General features: G+C 63.5%; 23 protein-coding genes, 5 tRNA genes and 1 pseudogene. 8 read left to right on the top strand and 21 right to left on the bottom strand.

Features of this window, described 5'->3' with window-relative positions; translation table 11 throughout:
* Positions 1-59: 59 nt before the first annotated feature.
* Both VGG51_04045 and VGG51_04040 read right to left on the bottom strand, forming a co-directional pair.
* Positions 60-989: a hypothetical protein gene (locus tag VGG51_04045; GenBank protein ID HEY1882194.1), complete on the bottom strand. Its 930-nt coding sequence runs from the start codon at positions 987-989 to the stop codon at positions 60-62.
* 290 nt (positions 990-1,279) lie between these two features.
* Entirely contained in the window at positions 1,280-2,107 is an 828-nt protein-coding gene (locus tag VGG51_04040; GenBank protein HEY1882193.1) for a hypothetical protein, read from the bottom strand.
* 18 nt (positions 2,108-2,125) lie between these two features.
* Here VGG51_04040 and VGG51_04035 point away from each other — a divergent pair, with 18 nt between their 5' ends.
* Positions 2,126-2,584 (top strand): GNAT family N-acetyltransferase, encoded by a 459-nt coding sequence (locus tag VGG51_04035; GenBank protein ID HEY1882192.1) that lies wholly within the window; start codon positions 2,126-2,128, stop codon positions 2,582-2,584.
* On the opposite strand, the gene VGG51_04030 is transcribed toward VGG51_04035, so the two are convergent.
* From VGG51_04030 to VGG51_04020, 3 genes and pseudogenes are all read right to left on the bottom strand, one after another.
* A complete protein-coding gene (locus tag VGG51_04030) occupies positions 2,573-3,154 on the bottom strand; it encodes a hypothetical protein (protein HEY1882191.1) in 582 nt (193 codons plus the stop codon). The two genes, VGG51_04035 and VGG51_04030, sit on opposite strands and share 12 nt — an antisense overlap.
* A 32-nt stretch (positions 3,155-3,186) precedes the next feature.
* On the bottom strand, positions 3,187-4,770 hold the full coding sequence (locus tag VGG51_04025) for a hypothetical protein (protein HEY1882190.1): 1,584 nt from the start codon (positions 4,768-4,770) through the stop codon (positions 3,187-3,189).
* Between the two features lie 211 nt (positions 4,771-4,981).
* Positions 4,982-5,248, bottom strand: a pseudogene (locus VGG51_04020) (HU family DNA-binding protein).
* A gap of 86 nt (positions 5,249-5,334) precedes the next feature.
* On the opposite strand from VGG51_04020, the gene aroA reads away from it, so the two are divergent.
* Positions 5,335-6,597, top strand: coding sequence for a 3-phosphoshikimate 1-carboxyvinyltransferase (gene aroA, locus VGG51_04015; protein ID HEY1882189.1), 1,263 nt, complete (start codon positions 5,335-5,337; stop codon positions 6,595-6,597).
* Here aroA and VGG51_04010 read toward each other — a convergent pair.
* The 3 genes from VGG51_04010 to VGG51_04000 all read right to left on the bottom strand — a co-directional run bounded on the left by VGG51_04010 (position 6,594) and on the right by VGG51_04000 (position 8,697).
* A complete protein-coding gene (locus tag VGG51_04010) occupies positions 6,594-6,887 on the bottom strand; it encodes an FmdB family zinc ribbon protein (protein HEY1882188.1) in 294 nt (97 codons plus the stop codon). The genes aroA and VGG51_04010 overlap by 4 nt on opposite strands.
* A gap of 73 nt (positions 6,888-6,960) precedes the next feature.
* Entirely contained in the window at positions 6,961-7,338 is a 378-nt protein-coding gene (locus VGG51_04005) for a hypothetical protein (GenBank protein ID HEY1882187.1), read from the bottom strand.
* 195 nt (positions 7,339-7,533) lie between these two features.
* Positions 7,534-8,697, bottom strand: a complete 1,164-nt coding sequence (locus VGG51_04000) for a M20 family metallopeptidase (GenBank protein ID HEY1882186.1) — start codon at positions 8,695-8,697, stop codon at positions 7,534-7,536.
* A 44-nt stretch (positions 8,698-8,741) separates the two neighbouring features.
* Between VGG51_04000 and VGG51_03995 the strand changes: the two genes are divergently transcribed.
* Positions 8,742-9,491, top strand: a complete 750-nt coding sequence (locus VGG51_03995) for a hypothetical protein (protein ID HEY1882185.1) — start codon at positions 8,742-8,744, stop codon at positions 9,489-9,491.
* A gap of 9 nt (positions 9,492-9,500) precedes the next feature.
* On the opposite strand, the gene VGG51_03990 is transcribed toward VGG51_03995, so the two are convergent.
* A complete protein-coding gene (locus VGG51_03990) occupies positions 9,501-12,758 on the bottom strand; it encodes an efflux RND transporter permease subunit (GenBank protein ID HEY1882184.1) in 3,258 nt (1,085 codons plus the stop codon).
* Complete coding sequence (locus tag VGG51_03985) at positions 12,755-14,029, bottom strand: efflux RND transporter periplasmic adaptor subunit (GenBank protein HEY1882183.1); 1,275 nt, start codon at positions 14,027-14,029, stop codon at positions 12,755-12,757. The genes VGG51_03990 and VGG51_03985 overlap by 4 nt, the downstream gene beginning before the upstream one ends.
* 89 nt (positions 14,030-14,118) lie before the next feature.
* On the opposite strand from VGG51_03985, the gene VGG51_03980 reads away from it, so the two are divergent.
* Both VGG51_03980 and VGG51_03975 read left to right on the top strand, forming a co-directional pair.
* Positions 14,119-14,784: a response regulator transcription factor gene (locus tag VGG51_03980; protein HEY1882182.1), complete on the top strand. Its 666-nt coding sequence runs from the start codon at positions 14,119-14,121 to the stop codon at positions 14,782-14,784.
* A complete protein-coding gene (locus VGG51_03975; protein HEY1882181.1) occupies positions 14,781-16,172 on the top strand; it encodes a HAMP domain-containing sensor histidine kinase in 1,392 nt (463 codons plus the stop codon). Before VGG51_03980 ends, VGG51_03975 begins: the two co-directional genes overlap by 4 nt.
* Here VGG51_03975 and VGG51_03970 read toward each other — a convergent pair.
* The 6 genes from VGG51_03970 to VGG51_03945 form a co-directional block, all read right to left on the bottom strand.
* Positions 16,173-16,263: transfer RNA gene (locus VGG51_03970), tRNA-Ser, on the bottom strand.
* A 5-nt stretch (positions 16,264-16,268) separates the two neighbouring features.
* Positions 16,269-16,763: a tRNA adenosine(34) deaminase TadA gene (gene tadA / locus VGG51_03965; protein ID HEY1882180.1), complete on the bottom strand. Its 495-nt coding sequence runs from the start codon at positions 16,761-16,763 to the stop codon at positions 16,269-16,271.
* Between the two features lie 9 nt (positions 16,764-16,772).
* Positions 16,773-16,846: transfer RNA gene (locus VGG51_03960), tRNA-Arg, on the bottom strand.
* A 6-nt stretch (positions 16,847-16,852) separates the two neighbouring features.
* On the bottom strand, positions 16,853-17,089 hold the full coding sequence (locus VGG51_03955) for a hypothetical protein (protein ID HEY1882179.1): 237 nt from the start codon (positions 17,087-17,089) through the stop codon (positions 16,853-16,855).
* Positions 17,090-17,154: 65 nt separating this feature from the next.
* Positions 17,155-17,226: transfer RNA gene (locus tag VGG51_03950), tRNA-Met, on the bottom strand.
* Positions 17,227-17,319: 93 nt separating this feature from the next.
* Complete coding sequence (locus VGG51_03945; GenBank protein HEY1882178.1) at positions 17,320-17,829, bottom strand: hypothetical protein; 510 nt, start codon at positions 17,827-17,829, stop codon at positions 17,320-17,322.
* Between the two features lie 569 nt (positions 17,830-18,398).
* Here VGG51_03945 and VGG51_03940 point away from each other — a divergent pair.
* The 3 genes from VGG51_03940 to VGG51_03930 are packed head-to-tail and all read left to right on the top strand — an operon-like array spanning position 18,399 to position 19,980.
* Positions 18,399-18,833: an ArsI/CadI family heavy metal resistance metalloenzyme gene (locus tag VGG51_03940; GenBank protein HEY1882177.1), complete on the top strand. Its 435-nt coding sequence runs from the start codon at positions 18,399-18,401 to the stop codon at positions 18,831-18,833.
* 3 nt (positions 18,834-18,836) lie between these two features.
* Positions 18,837-19,547 carry an MIP/aquaporin family protein gene (locus VGG51_03935; GenBank protein ID HEY1882176.1) on the top strand — a complete coding sequence of 237 codons (711 nt, stop codon included), beginning with the start codon at positions 18,837-18,839 and terminating at the stop codon, positions 19,545-19,547.
* A gap of 1 nt (position 19,548) precedes the next feature.
* Positions 19,549-19,980 (top strand): arsenate reductase ArsC, encoded by a 432-nt coding sequence (locus tag VGG51_03930; protein ID HEY1882175.1) that lies wholly within the window; start codon positions 19,549-19,551, stop codon positions 19,978-19,980.
* 229 nt (positions 19,981-20,209) lie between these two features.
* Here the strand turns inward: VGG51_03930 and VGG51_03925 are convergent.
* From VGG51_03925 to VGG51_03905, 5 genes are all read right to left on the bottom strand, one after another.
* A tRNA-Arg gene (locus tag VGG51_03925) sits at positions 20,210-20,283 on the bottom strand.
* A gap of 18 nt (positions 20,284-20,301) precedes the next feature.
* Positions 20,302-20,391 (bottom strand) — tRNA-Ser (locus VGG51_03920).
* A gap of 60 nt (positions 20,392-20,451) precedes the next feature.
* Positions 20,452-20,991 (bottom strand): TQO small subunit DoxD, encoded by a 540-nt coding sequence (locus VGG51_03915; protein HEY1882174.1) that lies wholly within the window; start codon positions 20,989-20,991, stop codon positions 20,452-20,454.
* Positions 20,988-22,124, bottom strand: coding sequence for a glycosyltransferase (locus VGG51_03910; GenBank protein HEY1882173.1), 1,137 nt, complete (start codon positions 22,122-22,124; stop codon positions 20,988-20,990). The genes VGG51_03915 and VGG51_03910 overlap by 4 nt, the downstream gene beginning before the upstream one ends.
* Complete coding sequence (locus VGG51_03905) at positions 22,124-22,435, bottom strand: hypothetical protein (protein HEY1882172.1); 312 nt, start codon at positions 22,433-22,435, stop codon at positions 22,124-22,126. Before VGG51_03905 ends, VGG51_03910 begins: the two co-directional genes overlap by 1 nt.
* Positions 22,436-22,439 lie beyond the last annotated feature (4 nt).

The raw sequence follows: 22,439 nt of genomic DNA, 5'->3' as shown, positions 1-22,439 counted from the left end.
GGGCCGCCGTGCGAATCGGCGGCCCTTTTTAGGCCAGATTATCGAAGGAGCGCGAGCGACTACTTGTTCGTGCTCGGGGTGTACGCCGCCGCTTCGCACTCATCGCTTGCGCAGGGGATGCCGCCGGTGAAGCTGTACAGGAGCGTCAAGCCCGTCGGCTTGTACGCATACACCTCGGTGGCCGCCGTCTCGAGATCGGTCGTCACGTAACGCAGGCCCTGTCGGCCGACGTGCCCGAAGATGCTCTCGCCGGCAAGCGGCGTCGAGCTGAGCAGCGTACATGCCGGGTTGCATCCCGAGTACACGTTGACCGTGCTGGGGAGCGAGAAGCTCGGCCCGAACAGGCTGGTCGTCACGAGGTTGCCCTTTTTATCGATGTCGAGGCCGCCGTAAAAGCCGTTGCTGAATCCGGTTGTGAGGACTCCCGCGCCCGAGCAGCCTTGGAAGTAGACGAGGACCGCAATATCGGATTCGTTGATGGCATCCGCCCAGCAGTCGCCGTTAGAGGACATGGCGACGCCGCCCATCTCGAAAATGTTCGGATTCGTGAGGTTCGTCGAACACGTTCCACTGGAAAGCGTGCAAAGCGAGATGCTGCCCGGTGTATCGCTGTTGTCGAAGATGTTACCGAGGGCGATGGTGCCGTTGACGGCATCGACTGCCGCTGCATCTGAAGGTTGGCCGTAGGGATCGCTGATGGTGCCGAGCTGCGTTCCGCACATCGAACTATTCGAATATACGAAGGTGCCCGAGAAACCGTCCGGAACGATGAGCGTCCCAGAGTTGTCGACGCCGAAACTGTTGACGCCGGTGGGAGTGACGGGTACCGTGCAGGTCGCCGGCCCGTTGCCGCTATTGTTCTTGGGGAAACCCCAGACGTCGCTGCCGTAAAAAGCCGAGACGTAAATGCCACGGGTCGCCGCGGCCGGTGCGCGCTTTCCGCGCTGGGGTTGAATATGGGTCGGCAGGTATTTTTTGGCGACAGTCATGACCGGAATGCCGCGGAGCCCGGCTGCTCCAACGCCATGACCTAGCGCACCCGCGGTGGTGGGTACGTTCGAGCCTGTTCCCGACGTGTTGCCCGCACAACCGGATATAAGGCTAGCGGCAACTGCCGTACACAGGGCTGCTGAAAACAAACGCATAGCTTCTCCTTGTAGGGTAGCAGTATAGGAAATTAGCTGAAGACCGAAGCGTGGAAAGTCTTCAGGACGCGCTTTCCCTAGGCTACGGACCGACCCCTTGTCTTATGGTTAACCCCTACCCGCCGTCTCGACCGCTACGGGCCAACCAAGACGTACATATAGCGGTTTGGGAGGTCGAGCGTGAAGCTGCGGCCCGCCCAAAACGAGTTGCCGACGTCGCAGTCGTAGATCAGATTTCCGAGGCTGACCGGGGGCGCGTCGATCGCTGTATTGCGGGCGCCGACCAGGGCGATCGAAGCGACGCGAGCCTTCCCGCCCTCGACCAGGCCGTTGGCGGCCGCGAAGGTCTTGTCGATCGTGATCCCAGCTGAGCCCGTATCGATCTCGCAGAGCCCGATCTTGCCGCCGCCGAAATCGAACCGTGCAAAAACCCCGAGCGCGATGCCCAGGTCGTCCTGTAAGATCAACGGGATCTTCGTCGCGATCCGGATTCGCTCGGGGAAGCTCTGCGCGTCCTCGATGATCACTTTCTGCGTACGGAAGTCGAACGTCGTCGTGATGTTCCGAAACGCCGTCGCCGAAATCAAACCATCGATGCCGGTGCCGTCCAGCCCGCTCCAGATGCCGATGTGCGGCACGTCGAGACTTACGCCACCGACCGTGAACGAATTAACGTTGCCGATCGGAAGATCGACGCGCTCCCCGCTCAAGCGCAAGCTGACGTACTTGCCGTTCACGCGCACGAAGCGGCGCCCCACCCTCGACGAGAGCACGTCGATGCCGGCGCCGAGGTTCACCAGCATCGGTACGGGCGCGCCGCCGTCGACGGACCCCTGCACTTGAATCAAACCGTTAGCCGGCGTGAATGGAATCGTGTCGATGGCGAGCGCCCTCCCCGGCAGAGAGCACGCCAGGAGCGCTGCGGCGAATGCAGCGCGAAACAGAAAGGTACCAAATCTCATAGTGATTGCTTCCTTTCAATGAACGTCCGAGTTCGTCCGGTCTCATCGGCCGATTCTTCCGCCTGGGCCTCGATGCGCGCCCGCCTGTGGCCCGACGCGGACCCCGGCGAGCTCGCAGCCGAGGCGGCGGCATTTCTTGCGGGAACGCGCCTGTTGGTGCCGATCGCCGCCTTCGTCGCGACGGCCTCGGCGCCGATGGGTTTTCTCGAGCTCGGGGTACGCTCGTATGCGAACGGCTGCACGTCGATGCCGGTACCCTTCGTCGAGGGATGGTACGTTGAGCCGGAGGCGCGAGGACGCGGCGTCGGGCGTCGGCTGATGGAGGCCGCCGAAGCGTGGTGCCGCGACCACGGCTATTCGGAACTGGGCTCCGATACGCAACTCTGGAACGAGGCCTCGCTGCACGCGCATACCGCGTGTGGATTCAGCGAGACCGAACGGGTGGTCTACCTGCGCAAAGACCTCTCAACTCGGTAGCGCAAGGAACAGCACCACGACGTACACGACCGTCAGCACCATAGCCTGCGCGGTAAGCCACTCTTGGGCGCGCCTCGATTTCCAAAAGTATCCCAGCGCGATTGCGACTTCGAAGGCGACGAGAAACGCAAAGTTGAGCGGGGACGAGATGCGCGCCGTTCTGGCCAGCTCCTCGGCGACGCTGAGCGCCGGCAAGAGTGCTAAAAAACCGAAGAACCACCGCCGATTGCGAAAGTACCACTCGCCGAGATCGAGGACTGCGGCCTCGGCTTTGGGTTCGGGCAAAACCAGCGACGTCAGCACGAAGAGAACGACCGGCGTGAGCAGCACGAGCCAGAAGGCTCCGAAGCTCCAGTGCGCGGTGTGACGGACGCTCCACTCCGCCCACCAGTGCTGCACCGCAATGAAGAAAAGCCAGATTCCCCAGGCGATCGGCGGCCAGTAAAAATCGACGCGCTCGCGAGCGGTGATGACGCCGGCGAGGCGGGTCAGCACGTTGGTTACCGCAAGGCCCAGCACGATCGACGTCAGGATCGTGAGGTAGTCGAAGGCGCCCATCGTGCTAAGCACGGCGAGGCGCCTTCGTTATCTTCGAGGTTCGACTACTGGATCGTGACGCTGACGGGGTTCGACGCAATTCCGTTCGTTACGACCTGTATCGTGCTCGCACCGGTCTGGATCTTCGACGGCACGTCGAACATCGCCGAGACCTTGCTGTTCGATCCGATACCCATGAAGCTGAAGCCGTGGGTGCGAGCGTAGGTGACGTTTCCGGATCCCGAGTTCGTGATCCGCACGAGCGGATAGTTCGAGGCCTGTTGATCGTCATCGCCGTAGAAGTTTGCCTGCGAAAGGCCGCTGAAGCGTTTGCCGGAGATCTTGTAGCTGCTCCCGTGCGTGAGCGTCGTCGCCACGGAAGTGATCTGCGGCCTGCCGCCGGCGACCGGAACGTTTGCGCCCTTGGCGCTGTACACCTCGACGTCGGTCGAGCCGTCGTCCTCGAGGATCTGACCCGTGGGCAGGACCAGCAGCCGGACGTTGTAGCTCGAGTCATTGATTGCGTCCGGCGGATTCGCGATCTGCTTGAACTTCTTTTCATTGAAGAGGAAGAACTGCGCCGGTGTCGCGTAGACGCCCGGGCTCTCCGGGATCATGCCCTCGCCGTCGGGCAGCAGCGACGTCGGGGCGTCGGCAGCGTCGTACTGCGCGCCGCCGATCACCGGATTGTTCGGCCCCTGGCCCCACTTCCCGGTGTTCGCATTGTAGATCGCAGTGTACTGATTTGCACCGACGACGAAGACGGTGTTGTTGGCCATCATCGTCTGAGGTCCGATTTCAAACGCCTGGGTGAGGTTCTGCGGCAGCGTCCCGGCCGAAGACCAGCTGTTCTTCTTCGGGTTGTAGAGCTCGGAGCTCGGCGCTCCAAAGACGTCCGCGTCCAGCAGCTCGCCGTTGCGCAGCAGCGTCCAGCCTTCCTCGCTGTTCGTGTCCGATTTACCGTTTCCGATGATCGTCCACGACAGCGAACTTTCGTCGAGCAGGGCCTGACTCGTGTAGCAGCAGTTGCCGAGCATGTACGTTCCGTTTGCAAGCACGGCACTCTGCCCGTCGCCGATCTCGCTCCAGCCTGTCGGTGCCGTTACGGGCGTCCACGTGTTGGCGACGGGATCGTAGATCGCGCCGAGGTTCGTCTCAGCCGACTTGCAGAACTGGTACTCACCGCCCTGGACGATCAGTTTGCCGTCCGGCAGAACCGCCGAGGCAAAGTAGAGCGGTGCGTACGAGGAAGGCATCGACGTTTTCTTACCCCAGGTGCCGTTGACGTAGCTGCCGGTCTTATCCGGGATGAGCGGGTACCAGTCCGACGAGCAGTAATCTTGCACCAAAATCGTGCCGTCAGTCATCTGAATCTGGGTGCCGGCGCCGTTGGTAAACGGCGGCGGCGCCATAAGCGGTGCCCAGCCTCCGGCTTTCGCCCGCTGCCGCATGGCCGCGGTGATCGCGTGCGTGTGCCGCGGAGGCCGCGCCGGTGTGTGCCCCACGCGCAGAAGCTTCGGCAGCTTACCGTGCAGCGCCGAAGGCATTTGCGGCATCCCGGAGACCGGAGAACTGGGATTGGCTCCGCCGCAAGCGGCCAGTAACGAAGCCGCTACCGCACTCGCGAACGCGAGGCGTACGAATTGCATTGGATCTTTGACTCCTACAAGCGAGCGACGGTGTGGGGGAGTCCGCTTAGCGTTTCTTGCGCGCCGTTGTCTTTCTGGCGCCGGCTTTACTCGCCGCCGCTCTACCGGCGGACGCTCTGCCGGCGGCCGCTTTGCCCGCGGACGCTTTACCGGCGGCCTTGCTCTTGGACGCCTTACGCGCGCCCGTCGAGCGCGATCCGCGCTTGGCCATCACCGCTTCTTTAAGCGCCTTGGCCGGCAAGAATTTGAAGACTCGCTTCGCAGGGACTTTCACCTGTTCTCCCGTTGCGGGGTTGCGCGCCATGCGAGCGGCGCGATCGCGCACTTTGAACTGACCAAAGCCGGGAATCTTGACGGCCTCACCCGAAACGACCGCCGCCAGAATGTCTTCGAAGAGACCGTCGACGAGATCGACGGCATCCTTGCGCGAGATTTCGAGACGTTCGACCGTCGAGCGCACCAGATCTTGTTTATTCATCGTTTCCTTTCGTGTGGAAAAGCAGTCGCCAACCGAGCAAAATCGTTTCGCGCTGCTTGCTACGCAACGCTGAGGGACTCCTTGTGGTGACCTTTAAAAATGGGCATTTACGCGGCAGCGTCGGCGTGCCCGGGGACAAATCGATCTCCCATCGGGCGCTCATCTGCGCGGCTCGCTGCAACGAACCGGTGCGCATCTCAAATCTCAATCCGGGGCTGGACGTCGCGGCCACGCGCGAGGCGCTTGTCGCACTGGGCCTGCGGATCGAACGACTTGCCGACGAAACGGTGGTATATCCCGGCGCGCTTTCCAACCCGGCCGCCACCCTCGACTGCGTGAACTCGGGTTCGAGCGCCCGGATGCTCCTGGGCGCGTGCGCCGGCGCCGGCGTGGCCGCACGTTTCGACGGGGACGAGTCGTTGCGACGCCGGCCGATGGAACCGGTCGCGGCGCAACTGCGTGCGTTCGGCGCGAAAATCGAGACCGCAGACGGGTATCTTCCACTTCTGCTGGGGGCTCGAAACCGCGTCGAAACGCGCCGGTTCATCCTGCTGGGACCGTCCGCCCAGGTGAAGTCCGCACTCCTTTTTGCGGGTCTTTTTGCGGGCGTTGCCGTGCAAATTGACGGCGATCGCTTCTCGCGCGACCATACTGAACGGCTGCTTCGCTATCTGGGCGCCGCCGTCGACTGGGACGGACGCACCGTCGCGCTGCGGCCGGGCCAACTCCACGCGCGCGAGGTGCGCGTCGCCGGCGACTTCTCCTCGGCGGCGTTCTTTCTAACCGCAGCCGCCGTGACGCCCGGCAGCAGCGTGCTCGTCGAGAATGTGGGCGTCAATCCGACGCGTACCGGCCTCCTCGACGCACTGCGGCAGATGGGCGCGGCCATCGACCTTCGCAACCAGCGCACGGTGGCCGGCGAGCCGGTCGCCGACGTTGCCGCCGCCCACAGCGCGCTTCGCGGCATCGCCGTCGACGGCGACCTCGCACTGCGCGCGATTGACGAGATTCCGCTGCTGGCCGTGGCGGCGGCGTTCGCTCGCGGCGAAACGACGATCTCGGGGATCGAAGCGCTGCGCACCAAAGAATCCGACCGGGTCGCGGCCATCGAACGGCTGCTCGGCGCCGTCGGTATTACGGTTCGCACGCAGCGGCGAGAGATCGCGATCGAGGGTGGGAGACCCCTTGCGAACGGCACCCAGATCGAAGCCGAGGGCGATCACCGAATCGTGATGGGCGCTGCGGTACTCGCTTGTGCCGCGGGGCCGTTAGCCGTCGATAACGCCGCCGGGGCCGATGTCAGTTTCCCTGACTTCGCGAAGGCCCTAGAGGGCCTGCAGCAGGCCTAAGCGGCCGGTTCTGAGGGTTTGGCCTCGCTCTTTGCCGTCGATGCGCCCGACGATTCGGAGCTCGGCTCGCCCTTGGGTTTCTCCGCCTTCTCCGGCTTGCTTGCGGCCGACGAGCGGCGTGAATCGGTTACGTAGAAGCCCGATCCCTTAAAGAGCACCGGCGCGGGATTGAAGACCCGCCGAACCGGGGCACCGCAGACGGCGCACGGCTCCGCATAGGTCTCATCGAAACCGTGCCGCACTTCGATCGTGTGGCCGCATTTCGTACAGGCGTAATCATAGAGCGGCATGGCCAGAGTATAGCGACCCTAGCACTCCCGGTCAATGACTGCTAGCTGCTCGTCCGGCGAGCGGGCGGCGTACCTAGAAATCCGCGAGAACCGCGGCGTCGCGCTGGTACTCGACCAAACCCTTGAAGTGGACGAGCGAATCGCCTAAGGCCGTCGAGAGACGCCGCCCCCGCTGCCAGCGATCGAGCAGACCGCCGAGACGCCCGTGATACGCGGGATACGAAAGACGGACGTGCAGCTTCGAACGCGACGTACGCCGTTCGATCCGGAAATCGAGGCGGCGACGCAGCGAGAAAGCGCCCACGAGCGAGAGCCGGTGATTCGTAATGTAGTCGTCGATCTCGAAGAGCTGTTCTTCTTCACCCGGAAGCGAGGAACGAATGATGACCTCGCTGCCGACGTCCAGTTCACCATCGGTGCTATGCCGGCGGGCGCTTCGTAAAAACGACAACCATACCGGCCATTTCTCGACCGCGCACAAAAGCGAAAACGCATCTTCTGCCGGGCATTCGAGCTCGAGGCTGGCACTATGCGACTGCAGCCCAGCGATTAACGAAGTATCCGCAATGAGCATGATGGACTGTGGTATTCGGGAGGGCGCCCTTAACCGTCCTTTATGAATCCATGCACATTCGCGTGTGGATCGTTATGAACTCAATCCACAGCGCGCGAACAGCACGAGCGATTCGATGCCGACCGGAAGTGCCCGCTCGTCGATGCGAAAGATCGGGCTGTGCGCGGGGTGCACCGCACCGGCCGCTTCGCTGCGAACGCCCAGCCGAATAAGCAGTCCAGGCAACCGGCCCGCAAAGTATGCGAAGTCTTCGGCGCCCATCGTCGGCGCCGGCCGCTCGACTCGGATCGCGCTGTGCTCGCGAACGTAGGTGCTAAACTGCTCGGCGAGCGCATCGTCGTTGACGACCGGAGGATAGCCCCGCACGACGCGCACGTCCGTCTGCACCCGATAGGCGGCGGCCACGCCCGCGACGATACGCCGAACGCGCTCCTCGAGCGCATCTCGTATCGCGGGTTCGTGCGCCCGCAGCGTCCCGCTCATCTTGACTTCGTCGGCGATGACGTTGTTGCGGTAGCCCCCCGAAATCGTCCCGATCGTCACCACCGCACTGCAGAACGGATCGATCTCGCGTGCAACGACGTTCTGCAAGGCCAACACGATCGCGGCCGAAGCGACGAGCGCGTCGACGGACTCGTGCGGGTAGGCGCCGTGCCCGCCGACGCCTTTGACGTCGATGTAGAGTTCGTCCGCGGAGGCACTGACCGGCCCGGGCGTTACGCCGATCGTGCCAACATCGAGCCGCGGATCGACGTGCAGCATCGCGACGCAGTCGACCGGCGGCTCATCGAGCACGCCCGCTTCGATCATCGGCAACGCACCGCCGGGCCCTTCTTCTGCCGGCTGAAAGATCAGCACGACGCTGCCGCGCAGCCGCTCGCGAGCATTCTGCAGCAACGCGGCTGCGCCGAGCAGCATTGCGGTATGCGCGTCGTGGCCGCAGGCGTGCATCTTCCCGTCGACCCGTGACGCGTACGGCAGGCCGGTCTTCTCGCCGATCGGCAGCGCGTCCATGTCGGCGCGCAGTGCAACGACTCGCCCGCCTTCGCGGCCTTCGATTCGCGCCGCGACGCCGGTTCCGGCGAGCCGCCGGTGCGCGATTCCGAGCGCGTCGAGTTCCCGCTCGACCAGTGCCGCCGTTTCGTGCTCTTCGAAACCAAGCTCGGGATGCAGATGGATTGCCCGTCGCAGCTCGACGACGTGGCCGGCTAGCGCTTCGTCTACTTCGATCGACATTCCAAGCGGAGTTAAGGGCGCTCTGAGTAATCCCTTGTACCGCAATGATGACCGCAGATCTCGCGCTCGCGCTCTTGATCAATCGCACGAGCGCGTACTATCTGGCGAATCCGCCGGTCTACATGACCTACACCGAGCACACGCACGTCAGCGCGGCCGGCATGGGCCGCACCCAAGATCTCAATCGTTCGATCGCGGTACGCGTGGCCGACAACTACGCGGTGATGCAAGACCTCCCCAACGGCATGCAGCGCACCGGCGAGGCATTCCCGATCGTCGCCTATTTCGACCCTTTTTCCAACTTCAGCTTCGGCTATTTCGCAAATCTCAAACGTGTCGACATCATGCTGCAGCGCGGAAAGACTTACCAGTTCCCAATTCCGCAGCCCGACCCCAGCGTCAACGTCGTCGTTCCCTACAATAGTTACTGGGCGGCCAGCTACGCGCCCGACTCAACCGACGCGGCGCTCCACCTGCTCATCGAGCCGACGCCGCGCGTGAAGCACGGTCTCTATCCGGCGGCGGTCGTCGAAGACCCGGTCACACACCTTCCCTCGCACATCGAGATGCGCGCGGTCGAGGGCGACGAGGCCTTCTCACTCGACTACAAAGTCGTCGACGGACACTGGATCGTCGTGCACGGCAGCTTCAGCGCGACGCAGCACGTGGTGTTTATGACGGTCAAGGTGCTGGCCGACGTAACGTTCAGCGACATCGCATTTCCGGCGTCGCCGCCGGATCCGCGTCTAGCCGGTACGCCGTCGCCGTCCCCCGCCGCATCGGCGGTTCCTTAACGGCCGCGATTACCGCGCCGCGGGCGCAGGCTCCCGAGGCGGCGCGAGCGTGAGTTCGTCGGGCACGGGGTGCGCGGCTCCGTTACGCGAGGGAAGATCCTTCGGTGCGACCCACATGTAAACGTTGGGAACCAGCAGCAGCGTGAGCACGAGCGAGCTGAGCACGCCGCCGATCACGACGATGCCAAGGCTCGAGCGAGAAGACGCCCCCGGGTCGAGCGCGATTGCGAGCGGAAGGTTGCCCGCAACCACCGAGAAGCTCGTCATGATGATCGGGCGGAACCGCGTGTGCGCGCTCTCCTTGATCGCCGCGAGCTTGTCGCGCCCGCGTTCGCGCAGGGTATTCGCGTAGTCGACGAGCAGAATTCCGTTTTTCGTCGCGATGCCGATGAGCAGAATCGTCCCGATCAGCGAGAACAGGTTGAGCGTGCGATGGGTAAGGAACAGGGCACTAACGGCGCCGATCGCCGCGACCGGAACCGAGAAGATGATGATGAACGGCGAGACGTAGCTGTTGTAGAGCGCCACCATCAGCAGGTAGACCAGAATCACCGAGACGATCATCGAGAGCCCCATGCCGACCAGCGTCTGGTGCATGAAGTCTTGCTGACCAAGCGGCGCCGGCCGCACCTCGATGTTGGGCGGCAGGTGGAGCGACGGCAGCCGCTTGACCAGGCCCTCTTCCACGGCAGATAGGGAAGAGTTCGGCGCGTAGTTGGCATTGACGTGGATGACGTTGTTCCGGTCGGTTCGCGTGATTAACGGCGCGGTCGGCGTCGATTCGAAACGCGCGATGTCGCTGAGGTAGACGATACCACCGCTCGAGGAGCGTATCGCGACCGACTTCAGCGCATCGAGGCTCGTCTGATAAGAAGTTGGATAGATCACTTGGACCTGCTCTAAGCCGGCCGTCGTCTCGAACTGCGTCGCGACGTTCCCGCCGAACGCCGCGCCGGCGGCGTTGGCCGCGTCTTGCAGGTTGACGCCGAGTGCCTGCGCCTTGTTGCGATCGAACTGGATCGAGATCTCTGGGGCCAGCAAAGTGCCCGTGCTGTTTACGCTGACCGCGCCCGGCACTTTCTGCAGCAAAGAAACGACCTGTTGGGCGTAGGGCGTCGGATCGCCGCCGGTCACGTCGGTCACCAAGAAGTCGATCGGCTGTGCGTTGCCGCCCGAGGTCGACGTCGACGGCACGACGACGGCCTCGACGTTCTGCGGCAGATACTTGTGCGCGATCGAGCGGAACTGCGTGAGCCAGTAGTCCGTCGAGTGCTTGCGCGCGTCTTTCAGCCAGATGTGCACTTGACCGACGTTGCTTTGCGAGACGAAACCGCCGAACGAAGCCGCGTAGGCGCCGGCGACGGCGGTGTTCGCAAAGGTGTCCGGGGTGTTGAGGACCTTTTTCTCCAGGCCGAAGGTGCCTTTTTCGACCGTTTGAATCGGCGTACCGATCGGATAGACGAGCTGAATGTAGAGCTCGCCGCGGTCGACCGGCGGAATGAACTCCTCGCCGACCGCGCCGAGGGCGACCATCGCCAGCGCCAGCAAGAAGGTCACGCCGCAGAACGCCGCCACTAGGCGGCCGTGCGCGAGGCTCCAGGGCAGCGCGCGATCGGTGTACCAGCTGCGCAGACCGTCGAATCGTTCGCCGAACCACTCGACCACACCCCAGGGCTTCCAGTGCGAACGCAATGCCCACAGGCCGGCCAGCGTCGGCGTAATCGTAAAGGAGACGAAGAGCGAGGTGAGCGTCGAGATCACGACGACGATACCGAACTCGGCGATCTGCCGCCCGACCTGGCCTTGAATGAACGCGATCGGCAGGAAGACGACAACGTCCACGAGCGTGATGACGACCGCCGCCGCGCCGATCTCTTCACGACCGGTCACCGCCGCCTCCGCGGGGGGCTGTTTGAGCTCGGTAAAGTGCCGCTCGATGTTCTCCAGTACGACGGTCGAGTCGTCTACCAAGATGCCGATCACCAGCGACATGCCCAGGAGCGAGATCGTATCGATCGTGAGGTTCATCGCGCGCATCACCGTGATCGCGATCGCGAGCGACGTCGGAATCGAGACGCAGACCACGATCGCGCTGCGCCACGAGCGCAGGAAAAAGATCATCGCGCTGCCGGTCAGCAGGATCGCGAGCATCAGCGTGCGGCTGACGATGACGATCTGTTGCTCGGTAAACACCGACTGGACGTGGATAACGCGGAAGCTGATCTCCGGGAAGCGGCGCTCGATCTGCGGCAGCGCCGCTATGACGTTGTTCGAAGCGTCGACTTCGCTGCCGGTCGAGGCCTTTTGAATTTGAAGAAAGAGGCCGGTCTGGCCGCTGATGTGTGCGAACTGCAGCTGCGGCTCGAAGCCCTCATTTACCGTAGCGACGTCCCCAATGCGCACCACGGAGTTGGTCGCGCTCCAGGGGTTGACGACGCCTGGTAAGGCCGATAGTCCGCCCGAGTAGCTCTCGACCTGGGACCCGGTAGAGTTTACAACCGTAGAACCGCTGCCGGTCGTGGTGACGATCGGCAGATTGCGGACCGTGTCGAGATTCTGGATGTCGCCGCGGATATCGATGGTCGTCTGCCGGTTCGGCTCGTAGGCGTAGCCGCCCGGCACGCGCTGATTGTTGTTCTGCAACGCGTTGATGACGTCGTCGAGCGTGAGGTTCGCGGCCGCCAGGCGCGCTGGATCGACCACGACCTCGTAGGCCGGCGTCACTACGCCGCCGACGTTGGCGAACGATATTCCGGGGACTTGCTCGAGCTGCGGCGCAATGACGTTGGTGGCGTAGAGGGCGAGGCGCGACAGCGAAAGCTTCTTCGAATAGAGCGCCAGGGTGACTACCGTGGATTGCGTGGGATCGTAGAGGTTGACCGTCGGCGGGGTTAGATTCGTCGGCAGGTACTTTGCGGCGGCCTGAATCGCTTTGTTCGTCAAAGCGAGGTCCGTCGCCGACGCGGAGTTGATGTCGAAGATGGCGGTGATCCGCGCCTGACCCTGCTGCACGACCGAGTTGAAGGTTTGCAGATCGGCGGTGCCGGCCAAATTCTGCTCGATCGGCGCGACGATGTTGTCGCGCATTTCGGTGACCGACGCGCCGTTATATTGGACCGAGATGGTTACCGTCGGCTGGCTGACGTCGGGATAGAGCTCCTTGACGATCGTTACGGCAGATAGGATGCCCGCGAACGCCATCAGGGCGATGATGACGAAAACGAGCGTGGGCCGATTGATGAAGAGCCGTGTTAGGCTGAACTTCACTGCTGGTAAGAGACTTTCTCGCCGTCGCCGAGGCTCGCCTGACCGTTGTCGACGATTCGCGTCCCGGGGATCAGCCCGCTGACGACGGAGATCGTCCCGTCGCTGCCGAGCTCGGCAACTTTTATCGTCTTGACGCTGTCGCCGCCTTGGACCGTCATGACGGCGTCGTGGTTATCGTCCGTAAACGCGGTGACGGGAACGCGAACGCCGCGTACCTGCGCGGCGTCGACCATTCCCTGGACGACCATGCCGGGGCGCAGTCGCTGGCCGGGATTCGAGAGTAAAACTTTCACCTGAAAATCGGTCGAACCCGGGTTGATTTCATTGAGGACGCCGGCAACGTGCCCGGTGAAGCGCGCTTTGCCGTTGAGATCTTCGGCGACGACGGTCGCAGGGGCGCCGTTGGCGATACTCGACACCTGTTCGCTCGAAGCGTGCAGCACGGCATAGATCGGATTGACCTGCTGGAGCGTGAAGATCTGACGATTTCCGGGGTACTCGCCGGGATTGATGTTGCGGTTGACGACCACACCATCGATCGGCGACACGATCGAGGCTTTGCCGATCTGCACGCGCACCTGCTGGGCCTGCGCGGTCGCGACTTGTTCCTGTGCTTGCGACTGCTTGACGGCGGCCGCCTGCAGTCCGTTCCCGCCGATCGAGCCGTTTGCCTCGACATTCGACTGCGCCGACGAGAGATTTGCGCTCGCGGTGTTGAGCGCTTGCTGATCGTTACGGACCAGCGTCTGCTGCGCATCGACCGATTGCTGCGAGATGTAGCCCTGCGACAAAAGCGTTTGGTCGCGCTGGAGGTTGCGCGTGTCGTTGTTCAGCGTCTGCTGCGCCTGGTGAACCGCGGCCTCGTTGGTGCGCAGGCTATCGACGCCCTGCGCAATTGACAGCGAGCCTTGGTATACCGAATGCTCGGTATTCGCGTGGTTGCTGTTCGCCGTGGCAAGGTCCGACTGCAGCTGCGCTTGCAGGTCGGCGGTATCGAGCGTGGCGAGCACCTGGCCTGCGTGCACCGCGTCGCCCTCGCGAACGTAGACGGCGTCCGCCGGCTCGGCAAGCGTGCTCTGAATCGCGACGTTCTGGTAGGGCGCGACGACGCCGGCCAGCTGGCGCGCCGGCAGAATCGCTCCGAACGCAACGACCGAGGTTTGCACGACCGGCGTCTGGGCGCGTGCGGGTGCGTGCCGCGCGCAGCCCGCTCCGGCTAGGAAGATCAAGGCGGCACCGAAGAGTCCGCCGAGGCCGTCGCGTCGTGTCATGCTACTTGGCGATTGTACCGAAAGCGCCGGTTCCCAGTCCTGGAGTGAGTCTGAGAATGGGTGAAGCGACCGAACGGCCGCGGGTCTTAGTGATAGACGACGAGCGCGGGCTGCGCGAACTGCTCGAGTACGGCCTCGGGCAGGCCGGCTTCGAGGTGCGCAGCGTGACCGAAGGCTCGGCTGCGCTGCCGCTCTTGCGCACCTGGCCCCCCGACGTCATCGTCCTGGACGTCATGCTGCCCGACGCCGACGGTTTCACGCTTCTACCGGAGATCCGCCGTCTCACGACCGTGCCGGTCGTCATGCTGACGGCCCGCACCGAGGTTTCGGAGCGGGTCGCAGGCCTTTCGGCGGGTGCGGACGACTACGTCGGCAAGCCGTTCGATCTGGAGGAACTCATCGCTCGCCTTCACACCTTGATGCGCCGTCCGGCGATCGAACGGCGCGACACGCTGACCTACGCGGATCTGAGCATCGACACCCCGAGCCGGACGGTCTACCGCGGCAACCGGCGCATCGAGCTCTCGGCCCGCGAGTTCGATTTGCTGCGCGTCTTCGCCGAGCACGCCGAAGAGGTGCTGACGCGCTCCGAGCTCCTCGACATGGTCTGGGGCATCGACCGCGACGTGATCCCGAACACCGTCGAGACGTACGTTTCGTTCCTGCGTGCAAAGGTCGACAGTGGCGAAGCGGTCAAGCTGATTCAGACGCTGCGCGGGCAGGGCTATTCGTTACGGGCATCGGCATCGCCGTGAAGACTCGGCTTGCGCGGCGCATCGAAACCCTCGCGGCGGTGGAGATCGCGCTGGTGCTCGCGGCGGTCATCATCGCCGGCGCGCTCTTCGCCTTTGGCGTCTACATTCGCGCAATCTCCAACGAGCTGAGCGGAACGCTCGCGCAGATGCAGACGGTCTTGGCGCGAGCGCCGCTGCCCGATGCCCGCGCCGGCGGCGTCTTCGCCGCCTCGCTCCTTTTAGGAAGCGGAAGCGAGATCGTCTTTAACGACGCGACGACGCGCGTCACGGTCTTCCGCGCGCATCGCGCGGACTCGCGGGTCATCGTGACGTTTCGGCCGCGCGGCGACCTATCGGGCGACCCGGAGGCATCCGGGCCGCTCGCACGAGTCATCCTCGGCCTCGCGACGGCGTTTGGGCTGCAAGCCCTGCACGCGCAGGCCGGTAATCTCTTCATCATCGTCAAGAGCAACGACGCGACGCTTGTCAGCACCGTACGCTCGTTTGCGATCCCTCTATTGGTCGCGCTGGCACTGGTGATCGTCAGTTCCGCTCTGGTCGCCCGAGCGCTTACCCGCCAAGCGCTTCGGCCGCTCGACGACGTCACCGCTGCCCTGCAGCGTTTCGCATCGGGCGATCTCACGCCGCAGCTGATCGCCGCCGACGAACGGCAGCAGCTCGGCGCGCTTGCGGTGGCATATAACGGAGCGATCGAACAGATGGAGCGCGCCTTTGCGGCACGCGACCGGGCGAACACGTCGATGCGGCAGTTCATCGCCGATGCCGGCCACCAGCTCCGAACGCCCCTCACGGTCGTGCAGGGCTTCATCGCGATTCTCCGGCGCGGCGGGATGGAGAGCGCGCCCGATCGTGACCGTATCTTGGACACGATGAACGACCAAAGCCGAATCATGGGCTCGCTGATCGATAAGCTGATCCTGCTGGAGCGCTGGGAGAACGTTGAGGTTGGGGAAAACATCTCGCCCATCGACGTCGGCCGGCTCGTCGCCGATTTAGTCTCGCCGATCGCCGACGCTCACCCCGATCGGAGCTTCGCGATCGCCGCGGAGCCCGGCGTCCTCGCCGCGATCGATCCCACCGAGCTTGGCTATGTGGTGACCAACCTAACCGATAACGCGCTCAAATACGGGCTCGGCGATATCGACGTGCGCGTCTGCGCGCGTGACTCCAACGCCGTCATCGAAGTTAAAGATCAGGGTCCCGGCATTCCGTCTTCCGATGCGGTCCGCGTCTTCGATCGTTTCTATCGCGGCACGCAGCGCGACGTTGCGGGATCGGGCCTCGGTTTAGCGATCGTCAAGCGCGCCGTCGAACGCGCGCACGGCAGAATCTCGCTCGATTCAAGTCCGACCGGCTCGCGCTTTACCGTAAGTCTCCCCCGCGCGTAGTGGCGGAGAGGGTGAGATTCGAACTCACGGAACGCTGTTAACGTTCGCCCGCTTTCGAGGCGGGTGCCTTCAACCACTCGACCACCTCTCCGAGGCCTACCGTTGGAACGCGGAGGCGTCCGGACCTGCCTCCCTCTGCGCGTCATCGCGCTTTTGCCGGAAAAAGTGCTGCAACTGTTCGGCTGCCTCGGTTTGCAGCACACCTTCGGTGATCTCGATGCGGTGGTTCGTGCGCGCCGAGCGCAACACGTCGAACGCGCCGCCGTCCGCACCGCCCTTCGGGTCGGGAGCGCCGTAAACAAGACGTTTGATGCGCGCGGCAATCATCGCGCCCGCGCACATCACGCACGGCTCTTTGGTGACGTAGAGCGTCGCATCCGAGAGACGCCAGGCACCGAGGCGGCGGGCCGCCTCTTGCAGCAGCAGCATCTCGGCGTGCGCGGTCGGATCGCGGCGCGCTTCCTTTTCGTTCTTCGCCTCGAGAACGAGCTCGCCGCTGACGAGCACCGCGCCGATCGGCACGTCGCCGTCGTCCGCTGCCGCCGCGGCAAGCTCGAGCGCGCGGCGCACGTACCGTTCATCGTCGTTCATAGTGAAATGCGCGCCCGGAGGGATTCGAACCCCCGATCCCAGCCTTCGGAGGGCTGTGCGTTATCCAGCTACGCTACGGGCGCACGAAGTCAGCGAGGTGCATCGGGTGGAGATCCCGCGCTCGGAATGTGTTTGAACAAGTCGAGCTTGTGGTCGACGAGTGTACGGTAGAACTTGCGCACGCAGTCGGGATGCCCGAAGAAGTACGTTCTGGCGTACGCCAGATCTTCCCCGGAGCTATCCGGAACGTAGTGCGAGATTTCGATCTCCTCCATTTGTCCCCGATCGACCGGATGGGGACAGAAATCGCAGGGAATCGTCGACATGACTTTTTGATACCTCAGAATGAAACCGGCCGTCTCCGCTGGAGCGGCCGGACTCGTTATCGTTCTGGCTCGGGTAGGACTCGAACCTACGACCAAGGGCTTATGAGTCCCCTGCTCTACCACTGAGCTACCGAGCCGTAGGCGCCCCACCGCCGCGTTTTGCGACCGCAGTATACCAGGACCGCAGGCCGGCGACAACCGGTTACAGCGGCGGGGCGCCGAAAGCGGGGTTACTGCTTCGTGCAGCTGCCTTTTCCAGTCATCGCCTTACCCTTCTCCGTCCAGCTCGAGGCGATCGTGATGCCGCTGGGGGCAAAGTGCCAGACGTCGTGCTCGTGGGTCGGATCGGCCGGCCAGATGTTCGTGTACGTCATCGTCATCGCGCTCGCCGCGGCGTCAGCCGTCGAGGAGCCGTAATCTCCGGGGTTCGAGCTCCCGCCCATATTGATGAAGACGTGCCTTTTCGGATCGTAGCCAAAAAAGAAGAACGACTTGCTTGCCGGACGTCCGCCGTAGGCGCCGCTTTTGCCCGTGCCTTGGATCCAGAGATCGTTCATCTCGGAGATCGCGTAGGTCGACTTCGCCGTGCCCTTTGGTCCGGTATACGTGCAGTTCCAGTTCCCGATGAGCGCCGAAAGCGAGGCCGGCAGCGCCGCCGCCGCGGCCGGCTGCGACGTCGCAACGGTGTTCCCCAGCGAAACGGCAATGCCTAAAACCAGCGAACAAATAAGTGCTTTCATCGTTAATCTCTCCTTTACCAAGCGATTCGGTGGTCGCTTGCCGATTCCCGGCTCAAAAAAGCAAGAAACGGCCGTAGAAATAAGGCTTTCACCCAAGCCCGCGTCAGCGTAAGGGAACGAGAGGCTGCCCGCAGCAATGGTGGGCGATCGAAGAGCGCCCTCCGGTTATCCAGGACGGCCTCAGGAACCGCGGCGGCACTGTGGATTGACAGGCGTCGATACAAGAATTAGTATCGACGAATGTCAATGCAGCACTGCTGCCCTCCGACGCACGTTTCCGATGAGGACTTCAACTCCGCCGCCTCACTCTTCAAAGCTCTTGCCGACCCCCACCGGCTGGCCATTCTCGCAACCCTTTCCGCTGCGCTTGAAGAAGTTTGCGTGTGCGACTTCACCGGCGCGCTTCCGCTAAATCAGCCGACCGTGTCGCATCACCTTAGAATCTTACGGGAGAGCGGATTGGTGACGTGTGAACGTCGCGGAACGTGGGTTTACTATCGCCTCGCGTCAGGCGCGAGGCGAACACTCAAAGACGCTCTGAGGTCTGTATTAGAGACCACGGTGCCGGCATGAAAACTCACGTGAATCTCCGCACGAAGAATCTAGCGGCGAGCGTGAGCTTCTATCGAACGCTCCTCCAAGCCGAACCCGAAAAGCACTTCGGCGACTACGCCCTGTTTATCACGGAGGATCCCGGACTGGAGCTAGCCCTCGACAGTGACCCGTCCGCCGAGGTCACGGATCCCGCGCACTATGGGATCGTTGTCGGCACGCCTGACGACGTAGAGGCCGCGATCCTTCGGCTACAGGCAGCAAACCTCCGAACCACCGTGGAGCGCGACGAGACGTGCTGCTACGCGTTACAGACGAAAGTGTGGGTTGCCGATCCCGATGGTCGCCGTTGGGAGATCTATACGGTTCTCAAAGATACGCAGACGCGCGGCGATCGCGAAACGAGTTGCTGCAGGTCAGACGTCGGCGCCGAGTCCTGCTGCTCGGTTTGAGCGTTGGAGCATTCTCTAGGGAGGCGACTGGCGGCCGAAGGGGTCGGCACCGCACTGCTGCTCGCGGGCGTCGTAGGCTCGGGCATTATGGCCCAGCGTCTCGCCGGAGGGAACGTTGCGGTCGCGCTGCTTGCGAATACGTTGGCCACGGGCGGAGTCCTCGTTGCGATAATCCTGGCGTTCGGTTCTATCTCCGGCGGCCATTTTAACCCTGCAGTTTCGATCGCCGACGCCTGGCGCGGCGGTCTCGAGTGGCGATTCGTGCCGGCATACGTGGGGGTTCAAGTCCTTGGCGCGATCGTGGGCGTGGCAGTCGCGAATGCTATGTTCGGCGAGCCGTTGCTTTTCGCTTCGCACCGTGCGCGGCACGGCGCATCACAACTGCTTAGCGAGTTCGTTGCGACCTTTGGCCTGCTCCTGGTGATCTGGGGGTGCACGCGTTACCGTTCGAGCGTCGTTCCCTTCGCTGTCGCCGCGTATATTGTGGCCGCTTATTGGTTCACGGCCTCGACCTCGTTTGCGAATCCTGCCGTGACGATCGCGCGGTCCTTGAGCGATACGTTCGCGGGAATCGCCCCGCCGGACGTCTTGGGATTTATTGTCGCTCAACTGCTCGGAGCATTCGCGGCGACTGCATTGTTTGCTTGGCTTTCGTCGACTCCGTTGGCCGCCAAGGCCGTCGTCGTTCCACACTCCCCTTCAAAGGAGATATGACGTGAAGCGTTCGGTCCTGTTCGTCTGCGTTCACAACTCGGCGCGCAGTCAGATGGCGGCAGCGCTGCTCAATGAGCGGTGTCCCCAGGACTTTGTCGCCGAGAGCGCCGGGCTCGAGCCCGGAACTCTTAACCCACTCGCCGTTACCGTGATGGGTGAAGTCGGCCTTGACATATCGGCGAGCAAAACCAAGAGTGCCTTCGACCTGTTCAAAGCGGGAAGGCTCTACTCATACGTCATTACGGTCTGCGACGAGACGAGTGCGGAGAAATGCCCAATCTTCCCGGGACACGCACAGCGGGTGCATTGGAGCTTCCCTGACCCCGCGGTATTGCAGGGATCTTGGGAGGAACGCTTGGCGAAAACCCGCGCCGTACGGGACGCGATCCGCGCTCAAATAGAGTCCTGGTGCCGAGATGCGTGCAAGCGATGAGCGTGCGGAGTAGCAGCGTCCTCTCCCCGGATCCGAGCGGCGCAGGAAAGCGCCTCCTAGAGATCCTGCACGGCGGCGGCCGACGCTGGGCCGGCCGACCTACGTCGACGCTCGGCGGAGCCTGAAGGGCCCGCTAACGGCCCCGTCACCCCGTCCGCCGCATTTTCGGCCCGCAAAACAAACGAGCAGCCCGTGTAAAAATCCTTACCGCAGCTGCTCTTTTGAGAATCGCGGTCGGAGGGACTCGAACCCCCAACCTACAAGTTCGTAGCCTGTTGCTCTATCCAATTGAGCTACGACCGCGCGTGCCCAAGCCCGATTCGGAGAGAGAGGGATTCGAACCCTCGATACGACTTTACATCGTATAACGGTTTAGCAAACCGCCGCCTTCAGCCGCTCGGCCATCTCTCCCCACTGTAACCTCGACCGGCCCACCTTTTACGTTGAAGCCCGGCCGCCTGCCGGCGCCGGCTATTGCGCTGCGCGCGGCCCGTCGAGCGGACGTTCCGGCACGACCTCCGGCACCACGACCGCCCGGCGCGGCGTCCGCCGCGCGTTAAACGCATCCAGCCCGAGGACGCGCCCCGTCGGCAGCACGAGGCTGATGGCGGAGAGCAGCATCAAACATCCGTCGATCGACGCCCAGCCGCTGAACGACGTCAGCGCGCCGCGCGCCGCCAGGTAGTCTACGGTAAGTACGATACCGAACAGACCGCCGAGCCGCGAGAAGAGACCGACGACCAGCGAAATTCCGACGAGCAGTTCGCCGAAACGGACGAGTTCGGCAAAGACGAGCGCGTTTGGCTGCACGACGTTGACGAGAAAGCCGTGGTACGGGGCGCCGACTTTGGCGATGCCTTGCGTCACGTACTGTCCGAACGCGCCGTTAGGCGGCAGAAAGTCTTCGGCGTGAATGAACTTCGGTACCGCGTGGATGATCCAGATGCATCCCGTCAGGATACGAACGATCGCCAGCCATCCGCCGTAGCTTCGCGACGAGGGAAGATTCACGCTACCACGTCCTTTCGTATCTGCGCGAGCCGCGCGATCAGCAACGCAGCGTCGGCGGCTGCGTTCGGGCGCCTCAACCGCTCGGCGGCCGTAATCATTTCTTCCCGCCGCGCGCGATTTTCAAGAACGTCCTCGATGACTTCCGGAAGATCGTCGAGCCGCGACGTGCGCACGGCTGCTCCGGCGCCGGCGAGCACGCGGGCGTTGCGCTCTTCCTGACCCGGCAGGGGCTTGGACAATACGAGCGGGACGCGCGCCACCAGTGCCTCCGAGGTGCTGAGGCCCCCAGGCTTGGTCACGAAGACGTCGGCTGCATGCATGTAATCGTAGATGTTCTCCACGAAGCGCAGCGCGCGCACCGGATACGCGACGCTCTCCGCAGCACGCGTCAGGCGCCGCTCGATCCGCGCGTTTTGCCCCGCGACGACGACGGCCGCTAAAGGCACGCGCACGGCGTCCAACGCGCCGAGCATTCGCTCGAGCGGAGCAATTCCCAAGCCGCCGCCCATCAGCAGAGCGACGTACCGGTCGCGCGGCAGATCGAGCCGTTCGCGCAACGCGTCGCGAGGCTCGCTCGTCGGGATGAATTCCGGCCGAACCGGAATTCCGCTGACCGAGATCGAGTCGGCGCGGACGTGACGCGCCAGCAGCGCGTCGCGCATCGCCTCGGTCGCGACCACGTAGCCGTCGATGTTTCGATGAATCCAGAAGCCGTGGACCGCAAAGTCCGTTACGATCGCGACGACCGGCGGCGCGTCTCCAAAACGCCGCTTGTATTCGGCCATGGCCCCGCAGGGAAACGCGTGCGTGCAGACGACCGCGTCGGGCCGCTCCCGCAGGATAAGCGCGCGCAGGTTATCGGCGGTAAACTGATGCGCCCAAAGGCGAAAGCGCCCGACCTCGGTCGCGCGCTCGGCCCGATCGTAGATGTAACGATACATTTGCGGAATTGTTTTGACCATCTGCAAGTAGCCGTCTGAGACGACGCGCGAGACCACCAGCGCCGCATACTTGTACGAATCGACCACACGGGTCTTCGCCGCCGGCTCGATGCGCCGTAATGCGTCGCTGACGGCGTTGGCCGCCGAGAGATGGCCGACGCCGACGCTAGCGGAGAGGAAGAGAACGCGAATCAGCGGCCCCCCTCTGAATCGCCGCCCTCTTCTTCCTGCGCGTACGCGATGAAGTCGTCGAGGATCTCCTGGGCGAGCTGTTCGTTTTCCAACAGATTGCCGGCGGTGTCCGTCACGATGAACTGTTCGCCCTCCAGTTCGTCCTCCAGCTCGTGCAGCAGGACGGCGTAGGAGTGCCCCTCGTCGGGATCCTCGAGTATCCCCACGACCTCGAACGGCAGAGAGGCGCCCTCCTTGGTTTGGATCTGCAGGATGTCTTGCAGTTCGAGGGGCGCGTGCGGGGACGAGCTTTCGCCGTTGGAAGAAGTCATGAAA

Source organism: Candidatus Cybelea sp. (assembly GCA_036489315.1).
Taxonomy (GTDB): domain Bacteria; phylum Vulcanimicrobiota; class Vulcanimicrobiia; order Vulcanimicrobiales; family Vulcanimicrobiaceae; genus Cybelea.
This window is presented reverse-complemented; position numbering and strand designations above follow the sequence as displayed.

What these genes read in the sequence shown, in the direction of transcription:
- VGG51_04045 (HEY1882194.1), bottom strand. Translation starts at nt 989, where the DNA reads ATGACTGTCGCCAAAAAATACCTGCCGACCCATATTCAACCCCAGCGC.
- VGG51_04040 (HEY1882193.1), bottom strand. Translation starts at nt 2,107, where the DNA reads ATGAGATTTGGTACCTTTCTGTTTCGCGCTGCATTCGCCGCAGCGCTC.
- VGG51_04035 (HEY1882192.1), top strand. Translation starts at nt 2,126, where the DNA reads ATGAACGTCCGAGTTCGTCCGGTCTCATCGGCCGATTCTTCCGCCTGG.
- VGG51_04025 (HEY1882190.1), bottom strand. Translation starts at nt 4,770, where the DNA reads ATGCAATTCGTACGCCTCGCGTTCGCGAGTGCGGTAGCGGCTTCGTTA.
- VGG51_04010 (HEY1882188.1), bottom strand. Translation starts at nt 6,887, where the DNA reads ATGCCGCTCTATGATTACGCCTGTACGAAATGCGGCCACACGATCGAA.
- VGG51_04000 (HEY1882186.1), bottom strand. Translation starts at nt 8,697, where the DNA reads ATGTCGATCGAAGTAGACGAAGCGCTAGCCGGCCACGTCGTCGAGCTG.
- VGG51_03995 (HEY1882185.1), top strand. Translation starts at nt 8,742, where the DNA reads ATGATGACCGCAGATCTCGCGCTCGCGCTCTTGATCAATCGCACGAGC.
- VGG51_03985 (HEY1882183.1), bottom strand. Translation starts at nt 14,029, where the DNA reads ATGACACGACGCGACGGCCTCGGCGGACTCTTCGGTGCCGCCTTGATC.
- tadA (HEY1882180.1), bottom strand. Translation starts at nt 16,763, where the DNA reads ATGAACGACGATGAACGGTACGTGCGCCGCGCGCTCGAGCTTGCCGCG.
- VGG51_03955 (HEY1882179.1), bottom strand. Translation starts at nt 17,089, where the DNA reads ATGTCGACGATTCCCTGCGATTTCTGTCCCCATCCGGTCGATCGGGGA.
- VGG51_03945 (HEY1882178.1), bottom strand. Translation starts at nt 17,829, where the DNA reads ATGAAAGCACTTATTTGTTCGCTGGTTTTAGGCATTGCCGTTTCGCTG.
- VGG51_03940 (HEY1882177.1), top strand. Translation starts at nt 18,399, where the DNA reads ATGAAAACTCACGTGAATCTCCGCACGAAGAATCTAGCGGCGAGCGTG.
- VGG51_03905 (HEY1882172.1), bottom strand. Translation starts at nt 22,435, where the DNA reads ATGACTTCTTCCAACGGCGAAAGCTCGTCCCCGCACGCGCCCCTCGAA.